Source organism: Streptomyces sp. NPDC002574 (assembly GCF_042889545.1).
Taxonomy (GTDB): Bacteria; Actinomycetota; Actinomycetes; order Streptomycetales; family Streptomycetaceae; genus Actinacidiphila.
The window spans coordinates 627,751-646,189 of sequence record NZ_JBIARB010000002.1; the positions used below are offsets into that span (position 1 = coordinate 627,751).

The window sequence follows — 18,439 nt, forward strand, 5'->3', positions numbered from 1 at the left end:
AGGCCCGCCGCTATGCTGAAGGGCATGGACAGGGTGACGACGGGGGACGGTCTGCGCGAACGGGGCAAAGCCAAGCGGCGGGCCGCGATCACCCGCGCGGCTTTCGAGCTCTTCGCCGCGCAGGGCTACGACGCCACGACGATCGCGGAGATCGCCGCGGCGGCCGAGGTGTCCCCACGCACGGTGACGCTGTACTTCCGCTCCAAACAGGACATCGCCTTCGCGTCCTTCGACGCCACGGTGCTGCACCTGACGGAGGTGCTGCGCGGCCGCGCCGCCGAGGAGAGCGTCATGCACGCCCTGGAAGGCTGGTTGCGCAAGGAGTCAGCCTGCTACGACGAGTCCGACGAGCTCGAACAGCGTATGTTCGAGGCCAACCCGGAACTGCGGGCGGTGCGCACCGCGCGGATGGCGGCGGCCATCGAGGAGGGCGCCCGCATCATCGCCGAGGACACCGGCCAGGCCCCGGACGGGATCGCCCCCCGCCTTGCCGCCGCCGCGGCCGCGGCTGTGGTCACCGAGATCTTCCAGCACCCCGAGGGAAGCGACCGCGACCAGGCCATCAGCGCGGCTATGACCTTCCTCAGCGCCGGCATCGAGGCCATGGCCGCGAGCGAGTGGCGCTGACTCCTGCGTTCCGCAGGAGTGCCCCCGGAGTGGATCAAGCACATGCCGCCGCCGCGTCGTCTGCGCGGTCCGGCCCTCACGCCACGGACCCCCGGAGCGCTCGACCCCCGGGTCGGGCACCGGGGTCGGGGAGAGCAGGCCTAGGCGTACGGGTGTCCGGGGTCGGCGAAGCGGTCCTCGGCTGCGCCTGTCTCGACGATGTGGCCGGGGTTCATGACCGCGATGTGGTCGGCCGCGTGCAGCATCACCGCGCAGTCGCTGTTACCGGTTGATCCAGGTTTTGGCGAGTTCTGCGGTCCAGGCGGCCGCGGCGTCCGGAGTGGGCGGGGGCGTGCCGGTGATGACGAGCTCTGAGACGCCCGCAGCGGCGAGGGCGGGCAGGTGTTCCGGTGTGCCGTCGCTCAACGCGACGGCGATGGTCAGGTCGTGGAGAGCCCGGCCCTGGCGGGTGCATTCGTCGGCGAGGACGCCCACATGCGAGAGGACGTCGGCTGCCGGGACGTTGAAGCCGTACCAGCCGTCGCCGTGCCCGACCGCGCGGCGCAGGGCGGTGTCGCTGTTGCCGCCGACGATCACGGGGAGCCGGCCGTCGCGCAGCGGTTTCGGGTTGACGCGGATCGCGTCGAAGCGGATGAACTCTCCTGTGAAGGAGGCCGGGTCCTCGGTCCACAAGGCGCGCATCGCGGCGAGGTACTCCTCGGTGCGCTGCCCGCGTCTGGTGAAAGGGACACCGAGCGCCGCGAATTCCTCCGCGGACCAGCCGGCCCCGACCCCGAGGCTGAACCGCCCGGCTGAGAGCACGTCGAGAGTGGCGGCCTGTTTGGCGACCACGACGGGGTTGTGCTCGGGCAGCAGGAGCATGCCGGTGGCGAGCTCGATGCGGCTGGTGACGGCTGCCGCGAAGGTCAGGGCGAGCAGCGGGTCCAGCCAGTCCGCGTCCGGGGGGACGGCGATCCGGCCGTCCGCGGAGTAGGGGTAGCGGGAGGCGGGGCTGTCCACCAGTACCACGTGCTCACCGCACCAGAGCCTGGCGAAGCCGTGCGCCTCGGCGGCGGTGGCCACCGCCCTGACGACCTCCGGACGGGCACCGTCACCGATGCCGAGCGCGTGCAGACCCACTCGCATCCGTCACCTCCTCGGCGTCACCCTAGGTGGGAAGCGCGGGCGGGTCCGGGCGGCGTGGCCACGCCGCGTGTGGAGCCGGCGCCACGTGCCACCCGGACGGACGAGGGCGCGGCTCGTGTCCGGGCTGTGTCCTGTCCCAGGACGTCGAGCCGAGGCCCGACGGCCGCCAACCCCGGCCGGAACCGCCGTCCCGGACCTCTTCGGTCACGCATCGACCGAGGCAGGGCGGACGCCCAGGTCAGGGGGCCGTGCTGGTGGGCAGCAGTCCCCGGGCGGTGGCGAGGCCCCAGGCTGCCAGGGTGAATGCGTCATGGATGCCCCCTTGGGCGAGTGTGGAGCGCATGTCGTCGGGGGTGAGGGCCCGGAAGGCGTCGATTCCCTCCTCGCGTGCGTCGGGACCGGGAGTGGAGGAGAACGAGGACGAGGCCAGGCGGGCGAGATACAGCTGGTCGCGGCCGCTGTGCAGGCCCGTGTCGGTGGCGATCTCGCCGAGATGGACCATCTCGGTGACCTTTCCGCCGAGTTCCTCGAGCAGTTCACGGCGTGCGGTGGTGGCGGCCTCCTCGTCCGGGGCGCCGAATCCGCGGGGGATCTCCCAGTGCCAGTCGCGGTCGGCGTGCCGGAAGTGGTGGAGCAGGACGATCCTGCCGTCGTCCAGGACCGGTAGGACCGCGGCGCCCCCTTGCGCGCCCACGGGGACGAAGCGGATGTAGGTGTTGAGGCGCCCGGAGCGGAAGCGCACGGCGTCACGGACCATGCAGACGTAGGGGTCGCGGTACACGACGCCGATGTCGGCGCATTCCTCGGGGAAGCCGAACGCTACGGCCAGTTCGCCGACTTCCCGTGTCACGCGGTCCTGGTCGGCCCGGTCCAGGAGGATTTCGTAGGCGGCGTCCGGGGGGTTCGTGAAGAGCTCCGGCCGCTGCTCCCGCAAGGCGGTGTAGGCGCTCAGCCGTGCCTGCCTGCGCTCCCTTACCCGGTCGTTCTCGGATTCGGCCTGCGTCATGTGTCTCCTCGTCTCGTGCGGTTCTGCCGTGTCGGTTCCGGGCCGCGTCCGCGGCGTGGTGCCGCGGGGACGTCACAGGTACAGGGCCAGCGGCGTGTGCTGGATGCGGCCGGCCAGGTTCGGGTAGTCGTCCACGACGCGGAGGTAGTGCTCGTGGAGGGCTTGGACGACGTCGAAGGGTGCGGTGTCGCCATCGCCCAGGACCTGTCTGCTCCCTTTGAGGAGAGCGCGTACGGTCTCGACCATCGCGATGTCCAGGACGTACCACAGGGGCAGGCAGACGGCTCCGGCACCGCTGATGATCAGGGAGCGCATGAACCCCAGGACGTCGCCGCCGTCGGAGCGCATGCCCTGTCCCGCCACGCAGGCACCCAGGACGGTCAGTTTGTTGCGCGGCAAGGTCACGCGCAGGGCGAGGTCGAACTGGGTCAGCACGTCCTGGCTGCCGAGGTGGAGCATGGGACCGGATGCCTCCGGGCCCTCCAGGTAGGTGCCGTGGCCGGCGTACACGAAGAATTCCGGCTCCTTGGCGACGAGGGCGCTGAGGCCGTCCCAGTCGGCGGCGTGGGCCGGCATGGTGTGCTCCAGGCCCTGCGGAGGTGTTCCGGCCACGATGACGTGGTCGCGGTGCCAGCCCGTGCCGATCAGTTCACGGCCCGAGGCGTCGGCGTCGGTGGACAGCAGGGCCGCCAGGTCGTCGTCGTGTTCCATGAGCTGGCGCTTGAGCAGGTGACGCCCCTGGGTGACGAAGGCGGCCACGCTGACGGAGTGGGAGAGCGGGACCCGTGCTGCCAGCGGCCGTGTGTCGCCGGGGCCCACGGCGACGTGGAGCGGGATGGCGAAGACGTGGTCCGTGGGGATCAGGGTGAGATGGGTGATGGCGCCACCGTCGTGGACGCGGTCCCATACGGGTGCGACGAGCAGATCCCACACGCGGCGGCAGGTCGCCTCGGAGGGCCACGGTGAGGCCGGGTCGGACACGTCGGCCCAGACCTGCTCGGCCAGGCGGGTCACGTCCTCGTAGGCGATGCCCGGCACGGTCGTCAGCCGTCCGTCCCGGCAGACGGTGATGCCGAGCGAGTCGGGGACCGGTCCGGCACCGGCGGCCACGCCGTCGGGCGCGGCGTAGCGGAAGTAGCGCACCACGCAGGAGCCCGGATGGTTGAGGGTGTACTGGACGAGGCGGTGCGCGATGTCCTCGTCGTGCGGAACGGACGTCAACGGGGCGTCCAGGAACCGCTCTTCGTATTCCCGCTCGCGTTCTGCGAGCACCTCGCGCAGGGCCTGTGCCAGCTCGGGCGGAGCGGACCGGAGCGCGGGGCGCACCCCGGGAGCGGTGCCGGTGGCCTCGGGCAGGGGGGACCCGGCGATGTGGTGGGCGGGCGGCTTGAGGGCGGAGGGGTGCGAGGAGGCGAGCAGGTCCAGCAGTTCACGGCCGGCGGACTCCTCGACCAGGGAGAGGATCCTTTCCTGGTCCGCCTGCCCGTCGTGCCCGCGCGACACGGCGTCGGCGATGGCATGCAGGAACGCCGGCCGCATGTGGCGCGCGTACGTCCGCTTGTAGGCGGGCAGGGCGATGGCCGACCGCACCGAACGCGCCAGTCCCAGCCGGCGGTTGAGGACGTCCTGCGGACGGCTCGCGGGCGGGAGTGCTTCGGCGGTGCGCTGGTATCCGCGCACGGTGTAGGCGTAGAAGTCGACGTCCAGGCCGGCGTGATGCCCGTCCGCGGAGTCGTCCCGCTCGATCTCGTCCAGGAGCTGCCGCAGCTGCGCCAGCCCCGGGGCGCCGCCGGCGCGGAGCGCGAGATTCTGCCGGGCGATGGCCCTTCCGCGGCGCCACGGGAGGGTCAGCAGCTCCTCGAAGTGCTGCTGGGCGTTGTCCGGGTCGCACAGCGCCTGATTGGTGCGTGACTGCGCGATCCGGTAGGCGTCCGCGAGCCCTTGGGAGATCGCCAGGGAGCGCGACGTGGTCGCCAGTGATTGTGCGGGCCGGCCGGCTTCCCGGAGCGCCATGGCGAGGTTGTGGAGCGCGTTGGAGTATCCGCGCAGGAACTCGCGGTGGCGGCGGGGAGTGTCGGGCGTCGGGGGAGTGACGAGGCCGACGCCGTGGAGGCGGGCCAGTTCCTCGATCTGTCCGAGGACCGATTCGAGTTCCGTGACGAACCCGGCCGTGGCGGATCGCTTCCCCACGTCCCGGATCGGCTGCCCCTGCTCCTCGAACCGTGCGCGTTCGCGATTGCTGGTCAGATCCGGCACGGCCCACCACAGTCCGGCCTGCTGCGCGATGTCCACGGCGGTCCCGAAGGAGATACGGGCGGAGGTGAAGCTGCCCAGCCGGTACCGGATCCGGCCCTGCCCGTCGAACCACCGGGCGACCGCGTACTGGGCGAAGTGGTCGTCCGCCGGCAGTTCGCGGCGGAGGTGGAGGTCGTGGAGCAGCAGGGCGTCGGATCGTGAGGCCTTGATGAGCTGCAGGCCGGTGAACAGCCTGTAGGCCACGTCCGCGCGGACGATCTCGCACCAGTGGGCGCCCACCCGGCGGGCGACGGCTGTGATGTCGTCCGGCCGGCCCTGGCCGGACTCCACGGCCAGCCGCAGGAGGCGCACCGCGTCGTCCTGCCGCATGGGAACGTCGAAGTCCACGTCGAAACGGAGGATGAGGTCCTCGACATCCAGTTCGCCGATCAGACCGAGGATGGCCGTGACGGAGTCTTCCGGCTGTGGGCTCGTCGACTGGGGCATGGCCTGTTCGGCTCCCGCTTCTGTGAGGACGGGTGGGGGTCGGCAGTCGGGGTCGAGGACGCACCGGGGGAGTCAGCGGCGGCGGGCCGCCCGGTGGGCCGCCGCGGTGACGGCGAGCCCGACGGCCACGCATGCGGACGTGGTCACCGCGGGGGGCAGCGGGGCGTCACCGCTGTGCAGGCGCCACACCGTCAGCGCCAGCCAGCATGTCGAGGATCCGAGAAGGCCCGCAGCCGCCGAGTCGATCCAGTGGTAGGGGAGACGGACCGCGGAGACCGCGGCTTGCCTGAGCACGGCCAGCGGAAGGAACAGCGCCACAGCCGTGAGGACGAGGATGGTCGGCAACCGGGCGACCTTCGGGAGCGGAAGGTCGTAGTGGAGGGTCTGTACGACGGTCAGCGCGGTGAGCAGGGACCCCAGTACCGAGGTCTGCACCAGGCTCAGCCGGTTCCGGTACTCGTTCAGTGCCCGGTCGGTGACCGCGGTGGCCGCGGCCCGCGCCGCCTCGGCTCGTTCGCGGGCGGCCGACAGATACTCCAGATCGTTGTGGACCTGGGCGATGAGGGCTTCGGCCGCGGCCAGGTCGCGCTCGGGCCAGGACAGGCCGGCACCGACGCGGCGTAACCGGGGCGCGTACAGGCCCATGTTCGAGATCGCGATACTGACCGTGCGGGACAGGTCGCGATGCTGGGTGATCGTCCAGAGCATTCCGTGCGGCCCGAGTTGGGTCCGGTCCAGCATGGCGGCCGCGGCCAGGACGTCCTGCAGACTGACCGGTTCGCCGGCGGCGGTGGGCTGCAGAGCACGCAGCAGGGCCACGCTCTCCCGGTCGCTGTGGGCCCGGCGTGCGTGCAGGGGTTCCTTGGAGGCGAACGCGTGGTAACGGCGAGCCTCGTAGCCGGCCTTGGCGGCGTGCGTCAGATAGTGCGTCAGAGGCCGCAGACCGCTCTCGCCGTCGGCCGCCCAGGCCCACTCGTCCAGTGCGGCCTCGGCGCGGAGCGGGGCCAGGACGCAGAAGTCGCTCACCACCGCTCCCGGGTCGCCCAGGCCTTCACCGCCGGTCCGCCAGACCGAGAACCCGTGCTCCGTGACGTCGTGCCCGCGCCACCAGGTCTCGTCACCCCCGCCGGGCGACGGCACGTGGTGCCGGACCGATTCGGCCATGGACCGCTGTGACCGGGGCGTCCCTCCCCGGTACAGCGCCGTGAACACGCGGTACTCGCCCAGGATCGTGGCCGGTGGGAGGCCGGTGACGCCTGCGGCGGTCAGGGCGGCCGACCACTGGTCCAGCAACGTGGTCCACTGCTCAAGACCGGCATCGAGGTCGTTGGGCGCGAGCAGGGCGACCAGACCCAGTACGTCGTGCTCCGCGAACGCATAGGCGGCGTGGATGCCGGGGCCGTCCTCCCGCGTCGCCGCGGCCAGGACGGTGAACTCGGCGGCGGGGACGGCGGAACCCGAGAAGGGCCGGGCGGACAACGGCAGTCCACCGAACGCCGCCGTCATACCGAGCATGCCGCACGCGTCCCACAGGCGTGCGAGGTACTCGCGCGCGGACGTGTCTCCCGGCTCCGGTACCGCCGGCACGAAGCATGTGATGATCAGCGACGGTTTGACGAACCGGTGCACCAGGCGCCACCCGCTTCCACACGTAGGCGAAGACGCTCAGCCGGTCGGGGGCGTCGTGCCGCTTGCGTTGCGCTGTTCGGCCGAGCAGTCCAGATCGAGGGTGAGTCTGCCGACCAGGACGTTGCGCTGCTCGCGCCGGTCCGGGGGAATGAGGGTCTTCCGGGTACCGGGCAGGGACTGGGCACGCAAGGAGGACTCCAGCGCCTGCAGTCTCGTGAGCGTCTCGTCGACCGCACTGGCGGAGTCCGCGGCAACCGCCGCTTCCAGGTCCCCGAGCACCCTTCCCACGTCGAGCCAGGCCTCGGCCGACAAGAGCCAGTCGTCGAGCGACCGCAGCCGGTTGACGACCCGCCGCCGCACGTCAGCATCCATTGGTGGCCCCCGTTGCTGGCTCCCCGCCATCCGCTTCCGGAAAGCAGGCCTCAAGGATATCGCCCGACGCTCGTGCGCGGCCGGAATTCCCCAGAGACTCAGTGTCAGCGAACGGCGGAGCTCGAGGGGTGGACCCTGCTGGAGGCGGTCGGCGTCGTACGAGGCGGGGACGGGCTGTGCTGTTGGAACGAACCCTCAGTACCAGTGGTTGGCCTGCCAGAAGGACCAGGCGTCGCAAGGACTGCCGTAGGCGTGGTTCATGTAGTTCAGGCCCCATTTGATCTGGGTGCGCGGGTTGGTCTGCCAGTCGGCGCCCGCGGTGGACATTTTGGAGCCGGGCAGGGCTTGGACGAGCCCGTACGCGCCGGACGAGGAGTTCGTCGCGGTGTAGTTCCATCCGCTCTCGCGCGTGACGATGTTGGAGAAGCACTGGAACTGGGAGGGGTCGCCTATGATCTCACGCGCCATCGCCTGGACTTCGGCGGTGGATGAGGACGCCTTCAGTACCAGGGCGGCGGCTCTCCGCTTCTCTTCGGCCTGCTTCTCGGCCTCCTTGCGGGCGGTGGCGTCCTTGGCGGCCTGCCTACGGGCGGACTCCTCGGCTGTCTTGCGCGTGGTCGCGTCGGCGGCGTCCGTCTGCGCCTGCACCTGCTGTGTGAGCGAGGCCTGCTGAACCTGCTGGCCGGCGGGTATGTCCGCGAGAACGGTCGTCGCGTCGGCGGCGGCGACCGGCTGCAGGTCCGGCTGCTCGCTACCAGAGGCGACACCGACGACAGCGCCCACGGTGGTGACAGCGGTGGCCGAAGCCACCGCGAATCCCCGGGCCGAGATCCGGCTCACACGGTTTCCTTCCAGCGACGCCCGCTCGGTGACCTCACGGACGTGGACACGCCCCTTCGATCCGGCTTCATCGTGCACCGGTGCGGGCTCCCCTCGGAGGCGGGAGCCCGCTGATGCAGCGCGGGCGGCCCACGGCGCACTGTTCGATTCTGCTGTCAGCACATGTGTCGGGTACGGGTGAGCCATGGGCAGGGCCTTACAGAGCGACAGCCTGCCCTAGCCGGATACGACTGCGCAATGCAAAGTCACCTTTCTCCGTGGGGCAGTTGTGTCGCCAACGGATCACTGCTCGGGGGCCCATTCCACGGGAGGGGGCGTGCGGCTGTAGTGAGCTCCTCTGGTGCCGTAGCGGGCGAGGTGGAAGGTCTCGCCGTCGATCCGGATCTCGGCCGGCGGAGGGTTGGGAACGGAGATCCTCGTGTGGGCGTAGCGGTGGCCTTCCAAGAAGAGGGGCTCCCGGTGGCGGTTGCAGTGGTCGGCCCAGTTCTGGGCCTGCTCACGGGACCAGGGGTTCTGCAGGGTCCGCGGGGCTGCTGCCGGATCGTGGGCGTAGCCGTTGAGGCTGCGCACCAGAGCTTCGCTGTACACACCCTTGACCCGAAAGTTCTCCAGGTCGTCCGCGCGAACGATCATGTGGACGTACCGGCGGCTGTTGCCTCGGTGCCGGCCCACCGCAGGCCGGCGACCGTGGCCGGAGTCCCAGCGGACGGGCGGGAGCCACAGCAGGGTGCCCGCGCGGAAGTGCTTCGTGCCGTGCTGGATGTCGAGGCCGCTCTCGCCGTGCGCGGTCTCTCGCGGCACATTGGCCACCAGGCACCAGCCCAGCAGCCCGTCCGGGGTGTGTTCTTCGGCAGATGCGGTCTCCGTCACGCCGAGAATTCTGCGGCGAGGGACGCGGCGCTCGCCAGTTCTTATCAGGTCGCCGGGCCCGGCAGATGCGGTCTCTGTCACGCCGAGAATCAGGGCGGCTTCGATCGCTGCCGGATCAGGGTGGACCGGGAGTCGCCATGGTGGCGGCGGAGTCACGGGCGCCCTTGATCCACGATCCGGTCGGCATGATCCCTCCTGTCAGGGATGACGACGGTGCCTGGAACCGCCGACTTGGTGGCGAAGCGTCATGAGCGTGCGGCAGAGCGTCATCGCTGTCAAGACGCTATCCAACATTTCGTGCTTTCAATTCGCGGTTGACAGCGATCTTTTGACGGTTCGCCAAAAAGTTTGGGGCGACTCCGTCCGAACATCTGGACACCACTGGGGACCGCGGTTAGCGTTCCAGCCGACCGACGCAATGTTGCGTCGATGTAACGCCAGTGCGCCCTTGCTACCCACCCCGCATGCCGGGGCCATATGCGACGCGTCCCTACCGCCGACGAGAAACCGAGCTCCCGCCCGCCGTGAGCAGCGGCTTTCCGTCGTGACAGATGTCCCGCACTCCGCAGCACCCCGCCCGCCGTGGCGGGGGTTCCCGGCCGCGGCATGTCGCCGCAGCCGTAACAGCAGCAGAAGGGAAGCTCCATGAAGATTCGTTCTTGCCTCGTTGCAGCCTCGTTGGTGGCCTCAGGAGGCCTGTTCGCGATCGCGGCGCCCGCGCAGGCGGCGCTCACGACCACCTGTGTGGGAGAGGGCGGAGCCGTCACCGTCAACGGGACCCTCGTGGTGCCGGCCGGTGCGTCGTGCACGCTGACCGGAACGAAGGTCAAGGGCGCGGTGACGATCGAGGCCGGCGCCGACCTCGTCGCGAAGGACGTCACCTTCAACAGCACCGTCGCCGTCGGGAACAACGCCTACCTGGACATCACCGACAGCACCGTCAAGGGCGCGGTGACCGAGCAGGGAGCATTCGGCGTGCACGTGCAGAACACCGCTGCCGGCGGCGGGATCTCGGCCGTCGGCGGCTTCCTGTACAGCGTCGACGCGACGGTCAAGGGAGACGTCAGAGCCTCCTCGGGCGAGTTGTACATCTCGGGCACCACGGTCTCCGGCGCCGTCTCCGGCGACGCGAACCTCTACACCGACGTCTACGACAGCACGGTCGACAAGACGCTCACCGTGAGCGCCAACACGCTCGGCGGCGTCCTGTGCGCCAGCGAAGTCGAGGGCGACACGGCTTACCGGAACAACTCCGACACCCTCCAGCTCGGCGGTGACGGCCCGCTCAGTTCCTGCGCCCAGGCCACCTACCTCGGCGGCGACCTCGCGGTCACCGGTAACAACGCGAACGCGGTCCTGGACAACACCATCGTCCGCGGCAAGCTCACCGCCAGCGACAACAGCCCCGCCCTCCAGGTGGGCGAGCTGGCCCGCGTGCGCGGCGGCATCGCCGCGACCACCACCGCGCCCTCGGCGTCGCTCGCCCGGGCCGCCAAGGCGGCCCCGCAGGACCGCGGCGCCGACCTCGCCGCGAAGGTGGCGGAGCGTACCGCGCAGGCGGAGGCCGAAGCGGCCGCGGCCGGCACCGGGCTGTGATCCCAGCCCGTCCACGGGCGGGAAGCGCATCCCACCGTCAGCACCACACACCTCACACCCCACTCTTCTTCGCCCCATCCACCAAGGAGTGACCGTGGGCCACCTGGACAAATCCTTCGACCGCAGGGACTTCCTGCGGGCCACCGCCGGCACCACCGTGGCGGTCGCCGCCGCCTCGATCGTCGGCGCCGCGACGGCACCGTCCGCCGCCGCCGCGACCAGCATCCTGTCCATCCCGAAGGACCGCATCTCCCTGCAGCTCTACAGCGTGCGCGACAAGGTCACCTCGCTCGGGTTCCGGGTGGTCCTGGAAGAGATGGCACGCATCGGCTACAAGGAGATCGAGTTCGCGGGGTACACCCAGAACACCTCGATCCTCGGCAGACAGATCACGCTCCAGGAGATCCGGCAGCTGCTCGACGACAACGGCCTGAAGGCGATCGGCAGCCACGTCGGCATCGGGGACTTCCGCTCCAACCTCCAGGGCCAGCTCGACGCGGCGGAGATCCTGGGCATGCCGCACGTCGGCACCGCCAACGCACCGTCGAACACCAACACGGTCGCCGGCTACCTCGCCGCCGCGGACGAGTTCAACGCCTGGGGACAGGCGGCCGCCGCCCGCGGTCTGAAGCTCTACCAGCACAACCACTCCGGCGAGTTCGCCTTCGCCACCGACCAGCCGTCGGTCCGGCTGTACGACGTCTTCCTGCGCAACACCGACCCGCGCTACGTCTACTTGGAGATGGACGTGTACTGGGCCTACGTGGGCCAGCACCGCTGGCCGGGCTTCGACCCCGCGGCCTACGTGCGCAACCAGCCCTACCGGTACCCGCTGTTCCACATGAAGGACGGCGCCGCCAGTACGGGCGCGGACGGCTACTCCATCGTCGAGTTCGGCGCCGGCGTCCTGCCGTACCAGCAGTTCATCCGGGACATCGGAGCCCGCGGCAGCCACGTCGGCATCTGGGAGCAGGACACCGCGCCCAACACCCAGCCCAACCCGCCGGGTTCGTTCGGCGCCGCGCAGCGCAGCTTCACGGCCCTGAAGGGGCTGCTGGCCTGATCGCAGGCACTCCACCGGGCACAGCCCGCCGTTTGCGTTCCGCTGCCACGGCGCAACCGGCGGGCCGGCCCGGCTGCGCACCTCCTGACCGGCACAGACCAAGGAGACGCATCACTGTGTACCGTACCCTGAGAGGCCTCATGGCCGGGGTGCTCCTGGCATCGCTGCCCATGCTGGGCAGCCTCGCCTTAGCACCGGCTGCGCAGGCGCACCCGGACGACGCTCACACGGAGCAGGCGAGCACGGCCGCCGACCCCGCCGTGGACTGGGCGAACTACGAGAAGGTCACGCTCAGCAAGGACACCGGCGAGCCGATCGACCTCGCGGTGCTGCCCGATCTGCGCGTCCTGCACACCGCCCGCAACGGCGATCTGCGGATGACCGACCCCGGCACCGGAATCACCAAGGTCGTGAACCACCTCGACGTCTACCAGAACTCGGAAATGGGTCTGCAGACCGTCACCCTCGACCCGGACTTCGCCACCAACCACTGGGTCTACCTCTACTACTCGCCGCCGCTGAGCACTCCCGCCGGCGCGGCCCCCGAGCGGCTGCCCGCCGGGCAGACCGACGCGTACTGGAAGCAGTGGGAGGGCTACGACGCCCTCACCCGCTTCAAGTGGACGGGGGACAAGCTCGACCTGTCCACCGCCCAGGAGATCATTCGCGTCAACACCAACCGCGGCCAGTGCTGCCATGTCGCCGGCGACGTCGACTTCGACGCGCAGGGCAACCTCTACCTGTCCACCGGCGGCAACACCCCCGCGTCCGGCCCCAACGTCAACGGGTACACGCCGATCAACGACGCGGCCACCTACAACCCCGGCCTCGACGAGCGCCGCGGCTCGGGCAACACCAACGACCTGCGCGGCAAGATCCTGCGCATCCACGTCCAGGACGACGGGACGTACACCATCCCGCCCGGCAACCTGTTCCCCGTGGGCACGGACAAGACCCGTCCCGAGATCTACGTGATGGGCCTGCGCAACCCCTACCGGATGGCGGTGGACAAGGCCACGGGCGCGGTGACGTGGGGCGACTACGGCCCCGACGCCGGAAACGCCGACGCCAACCGCGGACCGATGGGCTACGTCGAGTGGAACACCACCAGCACGGCCATGAACAGCGGCTGGCCGTTCTGCACCGGTGACAACACCCGTCCCTACCGGGACTTCGACTTCGCCACCCTCACCCCCGGCCCCGCCTTCGACTGCGCGGCGCCGGTCAACGACTCCCGCTGGAACACCGGCCTCACCGAACTGCCCCCGTCAAGGGCGGCCACCTTGTGGTACGGCGACCGCGACACCGACCAGCCCTGGCCGGAACTGACCGCCTTCCGCGGTCCGGGCGGCCCCGGCGGCCAGGCCCCGATGGGCGGCCCGGTCTACCACTACGACGCGTCCAACCCCGCCCCGGGCAAGTTCCCCGCCTACTGGGACGGCAAGGCCTTCCTCGGGGAGTTCTCCCAGGACTACGTCGCCGCTCTGACCCTGGCCGGCCCGGACGGACCGGTCACCAAACTGGAGAACGTCCTCCCCAACAGCGAACGGTCCGAGAACGGCATCCCGCCGTGGGACAACCCCATGGATCTGGAGTTCGGCCCCGACGGCGCGCTCTACGTCCTCGACTACGGCGACGGCTTCTTCCGGCAGAACCCCGACGCGGGCCTGTACCGGATCGACTACGCCGAAGGCAACAAGGCCCCCACCGCGGTGATCAGCGCCAGCCCCTCCTCGGGCCAGGCACCGCTGACCGTCTCCTTCAGCGCCACGGGCTCCAGCGACCCGGAGGACGCCGCCCTCACCTACCAGTGGGACCTCGACGGCAACGGCACGTTCGAGACCGCCGGCCCCACGGCCACCCGCACCTATCCCGACAACGGTCAGCTCCAGGCCCGCCTCAAGGTCACCGACCCCGAAGGCAAGACCGGCCTGACCAGCAAGCAGATCACCGTGGGCAACACCGCTCCGACGGTCGCGTTCACCACACCGCCCAACGGCGGCTTCTTCACCTGGGGCGACGTGGTGCCGTACGCCACCCGGATCGACGATCCGGAGGACGGCGCCAACGTCGACTGCACCAAGGCCGCCTGGACGTTCGGCCTCGGACACAACCAGCACGGCCACCCGGTCACCAGCGGCACCGGCTGCTCGGGGGCGATCACCACCCCGACCGACGCGGGCCACGGTGCCACGGAGAACGTCTTCGGCGTCCTCGGCCTCACCTACACCGACCGGGGTGCCGGCTCTGTGCCGCCCGCGACCGGCGACGCCCAGGTCGTCCTCAACCCCGCCCTCATGCAGGGCGAACACTACGACTCGGCCCAGGGCGTCGTGATCACCGATGACGCCACCGCCTCCGGGCAGCGCAAGCTGACCGCTTTCGACAACGGCGACTGGATCGGCTACGACCCGGTGTCCTTCGCCGGCATCACCGGGGTGCAGACCCGTGCCACCGGCGCCGGAACCCTGTCACTGCGCTGGGGCACACCCAGGTCCGACCCGTTCGCCACGATCACGGTCCCGGCGGGTGACGGCTGGCAGACGGTCAATACGGCGCTGAGCACGGCTCCCGCCGGCACCGGGCAGCTCTACGTCACGTCCTCGGGCGGCGTCGAGGTGGACTCCTTCACCTTCCAGGGGGCCGGCGTCGCCGACAAGACCCCGCCGACGGTGACGGCCACCCTCAACCCGGCGCAGCCCACCGGCAGCAACGGCTGGTACACCGGCAATGTGTCGCTGACCGTCAGCGCCACCGACAACGGGGCCGTCAAGAGCCGCGAGTACTCGCTCAACGGCGGAACGACCTGGCTGAGCGCGAACAGCGCGGTCACCCTCTCCACGGAGGGGATGAGTTCCATCCGGTACCGGGCGACGGACACAGCCAACAACGTCTCCGAGGTGGGTACCATCGCCGTCCGTATCGACAGGACCGGACCCGCGGTGACGGTCACCGGTGTGACGGCCGATGCCGACTACGGTGACTCCCAGCGCCCGACGCCGGTGGTCTCGGTCACCGACGCCGTCTCCGGAGGGCCGACCGCGACCGCGCTGCTGGACGGTTCGGCGGTCACCCCGGGGCAGCCGCTGCTCCTGTGGCGCTTGCCGCTGGGGGGCCACGACCTGGTGGTCACGGGCCGCGACGCGGCGGGCAACACCACGGCGCGCACGGTGCACTTCACCACCCGCACCTCCTTCGACGAGCTGGACACCCTGATCACGCAGCTGCGTGCGGAAAACCGGCTGACCGAGCAGGGTCGGCAGCGGCTGACGGTCCGGCTCGACCAGGCCCGGGCGCACGCTGACGCGGGCCGCACCAACCAGGCGGCCGCGGTCCTGGACCAGGTCGCGCAACTGGCCGCGGACACCAAGCTGGTGACCGACGCGACCGCGCGGACCGCCCTGGCCCGTGATGCCCTCGCCGTGAAGGGGGGCTTGGCCGGCTGACGCGAAGGGTGCTGCCCGGCCGTCACGGCGGCGGGCAGCACCCTGTCGGCTGCTCAAGGCGCAGTCCCGGACGGGGTTTCCGGTGCCGTAACCGCTCGGCGCACCGATGCTTTCATCGTTTCGAATTTAACTTTCGACGATCTGCGTGAAAGCCGTTGACGCTTATGACGTAGGACCTCTAACGTTTTGTCACACATTCGGCCGATACCCAGGAAGTGAGCCCGTGAGCATCCAGTACCGCGTGCTGAGCCTGTTGCGCGACCTCGGGCCGCTGTCGCGCGCGCAGCTGTCCGACCAGCTGGAAGTGGCGAGGCCGAGGCTGCTGGGTGAACTCGACCGCCTGCTTGCCGCCGGAAGGGTGCTCGAGGCGGGGCGGGCGGCCTCGCGAGGTGGCCGCCCTTCCACTCTGGTCCAACTCGATCCCGAAATCCGGTTCGCGGCGGTGGATCTCGGTGCCAGTTCGATCGACATCGAGATCACCGACGGAAGTCTGGAACCGATCGCCTCCTATGCCGAGGCCGCCGACATCCGCAAAGGCCCGCGGGCAGTCCTGGAAAGGGTCAACGAACTCCTGCACAAAATGGGGGACCAGGCCGGATGCGTGCGGTTCAACTCCATAGGCATCGGGCTGCCGGGGCCCGTCAGCTTCAAGGAGGGGATCTCGGTCTCCCCGCCGATCATGCCGGGTTGGGACCGCTTCCCGGTCCGGGACACCCTCACCCGCGCGCACGGCTGCCCGGTCGTGGTGGACAACGACGTGAACGTGATGGCCCTCGGCGAGCGGTACGCAGGGGTCGCCAAGGCCGTCGACAACCTGCTGTTCGTCAAGATCGGCAGCGGCATAGGCTGCGGTGTGCAGGTCCACGGCCAGATCTACCGCGGGTCGGAGGGGTCCGCGGGCGACATCGGGCACATCCAGGTGGAGGCTGAGGGACCGGTCTGCGCGTGCGGCAAAACCGGCTGCCTGGAGGCGTTCTTCGGCGGCGTGGCCCTGGCCCGGGACGCCACCGACGCCGCCCGTTCGGGGAAGTCGACGGCGCTGGCCGAACGCCTCGTCGCCGAAGGCATCCTCACCGCCGTGGACGTGGCGGAGTGCGCCGCCGGCGGTGACGTCACGTGCGTCAACCTCATCCGCGACGGCGGCCACCGGGTGGGGCAAGTCCTCGCCACGCTCGTCAGTTTCATCAACCCGTCGATGATCGTGATCGGCGGCGGCGTCTCCGGGCTCGGCCATCTGCTGCTCGCCGAGATCCGCAGCGTCGTGTACAAGGGCTCGCTGCCGCTCGCCACCGGGAACCTGCAGATCGTGCTGTCAGAACTCGGCCCGCGCGCCGGAGTGGCCGGCGCGGCACTCCTGGCCAGCGAACTCGACTACGGGAGACCCCTGTAGCAGGACGAACTCGGCAACCGCCCCTAGCCCGATTCCCAGTCCCAGAGGCGTGGTCGTGACTCCCCGGCGTGCGGGCGCTGAACGGCGTCGAACCGACGGCCGTGCTGCTTGCTGATCGGTCCCGCCGGTGCAGACCGGCCCGGCCGCCTGAGAGGGACCGGCAGCGGGCTGGCCATGTCCTCCTCGGCCCAGACGACCTTGCCCTCAGCGCTCGTTGGACCCTTCCTCTTCATTTGACCTGCCATGCTGATGAGGGCCCGCTCAGCCCGCCATCGGCGTTCCAGCAGCGAGTGCGGGAAGTGGCGGCCACCCCCCGCCGCCTGCCGCGCCCCGGTCAGCGGCTGAAGCGTTCGCCCGCATAAGCCTCAAGAGCGGGGACGACTGCGTGTTCCCCGTCATGCAGCCGGTCGAGGCGCACCAGGGCATAGGCCTGGTGGCCGTCGATGAGGTGCGTGCGAGCTCGACCGAGGTTGGCGCCGGGGACGGGCAGGACGGTCAGCTGGATGGTCTGCTTCGGGATACCTGGGCGGGTCTCGAGAGTAACCGCGGCAATCTTGGACCAGGGGACGTAGAACTCGGCGGTGGCGTATTCACGCATCCCGATGCCGCCGGGCCCGATCCGCAGCCGCAGCGGCCGCCTCCAGCGACGGAAGGAGTGGATGGTCATCCCCCATGCAATGATCGTGGCCCAGCCCCAGAGGGCCCAGAACGTCCCAAAGCGGCCGACCGACGTGGTTGCCACTGCACCAGCAGGGACGGTGAGTACGCAGGCGACGCCGAGCCGGGTCAAAACCCGCGTTCCGTTTGGCTCTCGGCCGCCGAACACCCACTCGCCCCCGGGAACGCTCCACGCCGCGTCGGCCCGCATGAGGGGTGCGGGAGGCCGCACAGAGAGCGGGACCGTCTCGAACCGTGCGCCCCCGTAATACGCCAGTGCGTCGGCGAGCTCGGAAATGCCCTGATCGAGCTTGTCGGTGTCGAGCAGGGTGTAGCGCACCCGTCCGTCGCGGGTGTGATCGGGATTGCGTGGCAACGTGACACCCACGACGGGCCGGAGCGTGAGCAGCGGAGCGGGATAGCGCGTTCCGTCCTCGCCATACACCGGTTCCGGGTAGCGGAGGGCGACTGCGTCGATCTGCGCCCAGCTCAGTGCGCCATCGTGTGTTGTCACTCCGAACTCGTCAATGACGAGCCGGAACGGCTTCCGCAGCCGGGCGAATTGCACCACTCCCAAAAGCACGCACAGGGCGCAGGCAAGCGCGGGGAACGCAGGGTCCGTGAGGTGGCCCGGGGGCCCTTCCACCGTGAACCACGCCGCCATGACTGCCGCCCCAACGGCGGCGGCGCCCAGGAAACGCCGCCCGGTCTGCCGTATCCGTCGACCGACAGTGAACTGCATCGCCGCATCCCCCCGTTAGTTGCGCCTGGCTTCCACGATGACGCACGGCGCCGCGCTTCTGCGCTCCCCGGACCGCACTGGTGCGCGGCGGTGACGCGGTTGTTGCGTGGTGTGCCGCCGCGGTCAGCGCGGGATGCGGCCGCGGCGCAGCACTCGGGCATCGGCCCGACCGAGATGCTGCGCAAGCGGGTCCGCCAGGAAGAGATCGATGCCGGCCCCGGCCGGGGACGACAACGAAGGAGTCCGTGCAGGTCGAGGCGATGAAGAAGGAGATCGCCGAGCTGAAGCGGGCGAACGGGATCCTCAAGGCCGCGGCACATTTCTTCGCGGCCGA

At 70.3% G+C, this 18,439-nt stretch carries 13 protein-coding genes; 5 read left to right on the forward strand and 8 right to left on the reverse strand.

Features of this window, described 5'->3' with window-relative positions; genetic code table 11:
* Positions 1 to 24: 24 nt before the first annotated feature.
* Entirely contained in the window at positions 25 to 627 is a 603-nt protein-coding gene (locus tag ACFYXS_RS06700) for a TetR/AcrR family transcriptional regulator (RefSeq protein ID WP_389244617.1), read from the forward strand.
* Between the two features lie 261 nt (positions 628 to 888).
* Here the strand turns inward: ACFYXS_RS06700 and ACFYXS_RS06705 are convergent, their stop codons facing one another.
* The 7 genes from ACFYXS_RS06705 to ACFYXS_RS06735 form a co-directional block, all read right to left on the reverse strand.
* Positions 889 to 1,752, reverse strand: coding sequence for an LLM class F420-dependent oxidoreductase (locus ACFYXS_RS06705; protein WP_389244619.1), 864 nt, complete (start codon positions 1,750 to 1,752; stop codon positions 889 to 891).
* A gap of 238 nt (positions 1,753 to 1,990) precedes the next feature.
* On the reverse strand, positions 1,991 to 2,758 hold the full coding sequence (locus ACFYXS_RS06710; RefSeq protein ID WP_389244621.1) for an NUDIX hydrolase: 768 nt from the start codon (positions 2,756 to 2,758) through the stop codon (positions 1,991 to 1,993).
* 72 nt (positions 2,759 to 2,830) lie between these two features.
* The gene (locus ACFYXS_RS06715; protein ID WP_389244622.1) at positions 2,831 to 5,500 is read right to left on the reverse strand and encodes a CHAT domain-containing protein; all 2,670 of its coding nucleotides are present in this window, start codon (positions 5,498 to 5,500) and stop codon (positions 2,831 to 2,833) included.
* 72 nt (positions 5,501 to 5,572) lie between these two features.
* The gene (locus ACFYXS_RS06720) at positions 5,573 to 7,129 is read right to left on the reverse strand and encodes a CATRA conflict system CASPASE/TPR repeat-associated protein (RefSeq protein ID WP_389244625.1); all 1,557 of its coding nucleotides are present in this window, start codon (positions 7,127 to 7,129) and stop codon (positions 5,573 to 5,575) included.
* 36 nt (positions 7,130 to 7,165) lie between these two features.
* A complete protein-coding gene (locus ACFYXS_RS06725) occupies positions 7,166 to 7,501 on the reverse strand; it encodes a CATRA system-associated protein (protein WP_389244627.1) in 336 nt (111 codons plus the stop codon).
* A gap of 195 nt (positions 7,502 to 7,696) precedes the next feature.
* Positions 7,697 to 8,341, reverse strand: coding sequence for a transglycosylase SLT domain-containing protein (locus tag ACFYXS_RS06730; protein ID WP_389244629.1), 645 nt, complete (start codon positions 8,339 to 8,341; stop codon positions 7,697 to 7,699).
* 282 nt (positions 8,342 to 8,623) lie between these two features.
* Complete coding sequence (locus ACFYXS_RS06735; RefSeq protein ID WP_389244632.1) at positions 8,624 to 9,211, reverse strand: hypothetical protein; 588 nt, start codon at positions 9,209 to 9,211, stop codon at positions 8,624 to 8,626.
* Between the two features lie 645 nt (positions 9,212 to 9,856).
* Here ACFYXS_RS06735 and ACFYXS_RS06740 point away from each other — a divergent pair.
* From ACFYXS_RS06740 to ACFYXS_RS06755, 4 genes are all read left to right on the forward strand, one after another.
* Positions 9,857 to 10,807, forward strand: a complete 951-nt coding sequence (locus tag ACFYXS_RS06740) for a hypothetical protein (RefSeq protein WP_389244634.1) — start codon at positions 9,857 to 9,859, stop codon at positions 10,805 to 10,807.
* Positions 10,808 to 10,901: 94 nt separating this feature from the next.
* A complete protein-coding gene (locus tag ACFYXS_RS06745) occupies positions 10,902 to 11,870 on the forward strand; it encodes a sugar phosphate isomerase/epimerase family protein (protein WP_389244636.1) in 969 nt (322 codons plus the stop codon).
* Positions 11,871 to 12,010: 140 nt separating this feature from the next.
* Positions 12,011 to 15,316, forward strand: coding sequence for a PQQ-dependent sugar dehydrogenase (locus ACFYXS_RS06750; RefSeq protein WP_389244638.1), 3,306 nt, complete (start codon positions 12,011 to 12,013; stop codon positions 15,314 to 15,316).
* Between the two features lie 223 nt (positions 15,317 to 15,539).
* Complete coding sequence (locus ACFYXS_RS06755) at positions 15,540 to 16,706, forward strand: ROK family protein (RefSeq protein WP_389244640.1); 1,167 nt, start codon at positions 15,540 to 15,542, stop codon at positions 16,704 to 16,706.
* Between the two features lie 334 nt (positions 16,707 to 17,040).
* Here the strand turns inward: ACFYXS_RS06755 and ACFYXS_RS06760 are convergent, their stop codons facing one another.
* On the reverse strand, positions 17,041 to 18,105 hold the full coding sequence (locus tag ACFYXS_RS06760; protein WP_389244642.1) for a hypothetical protein: 1,065 nt from the start codon (positions 18,103 to 18,105) through the stop codon (positions 17,041 to 17,043).
* Between the last annotated feature and the right edge of the window lie 334 nt (positions 18,106 to 18,439).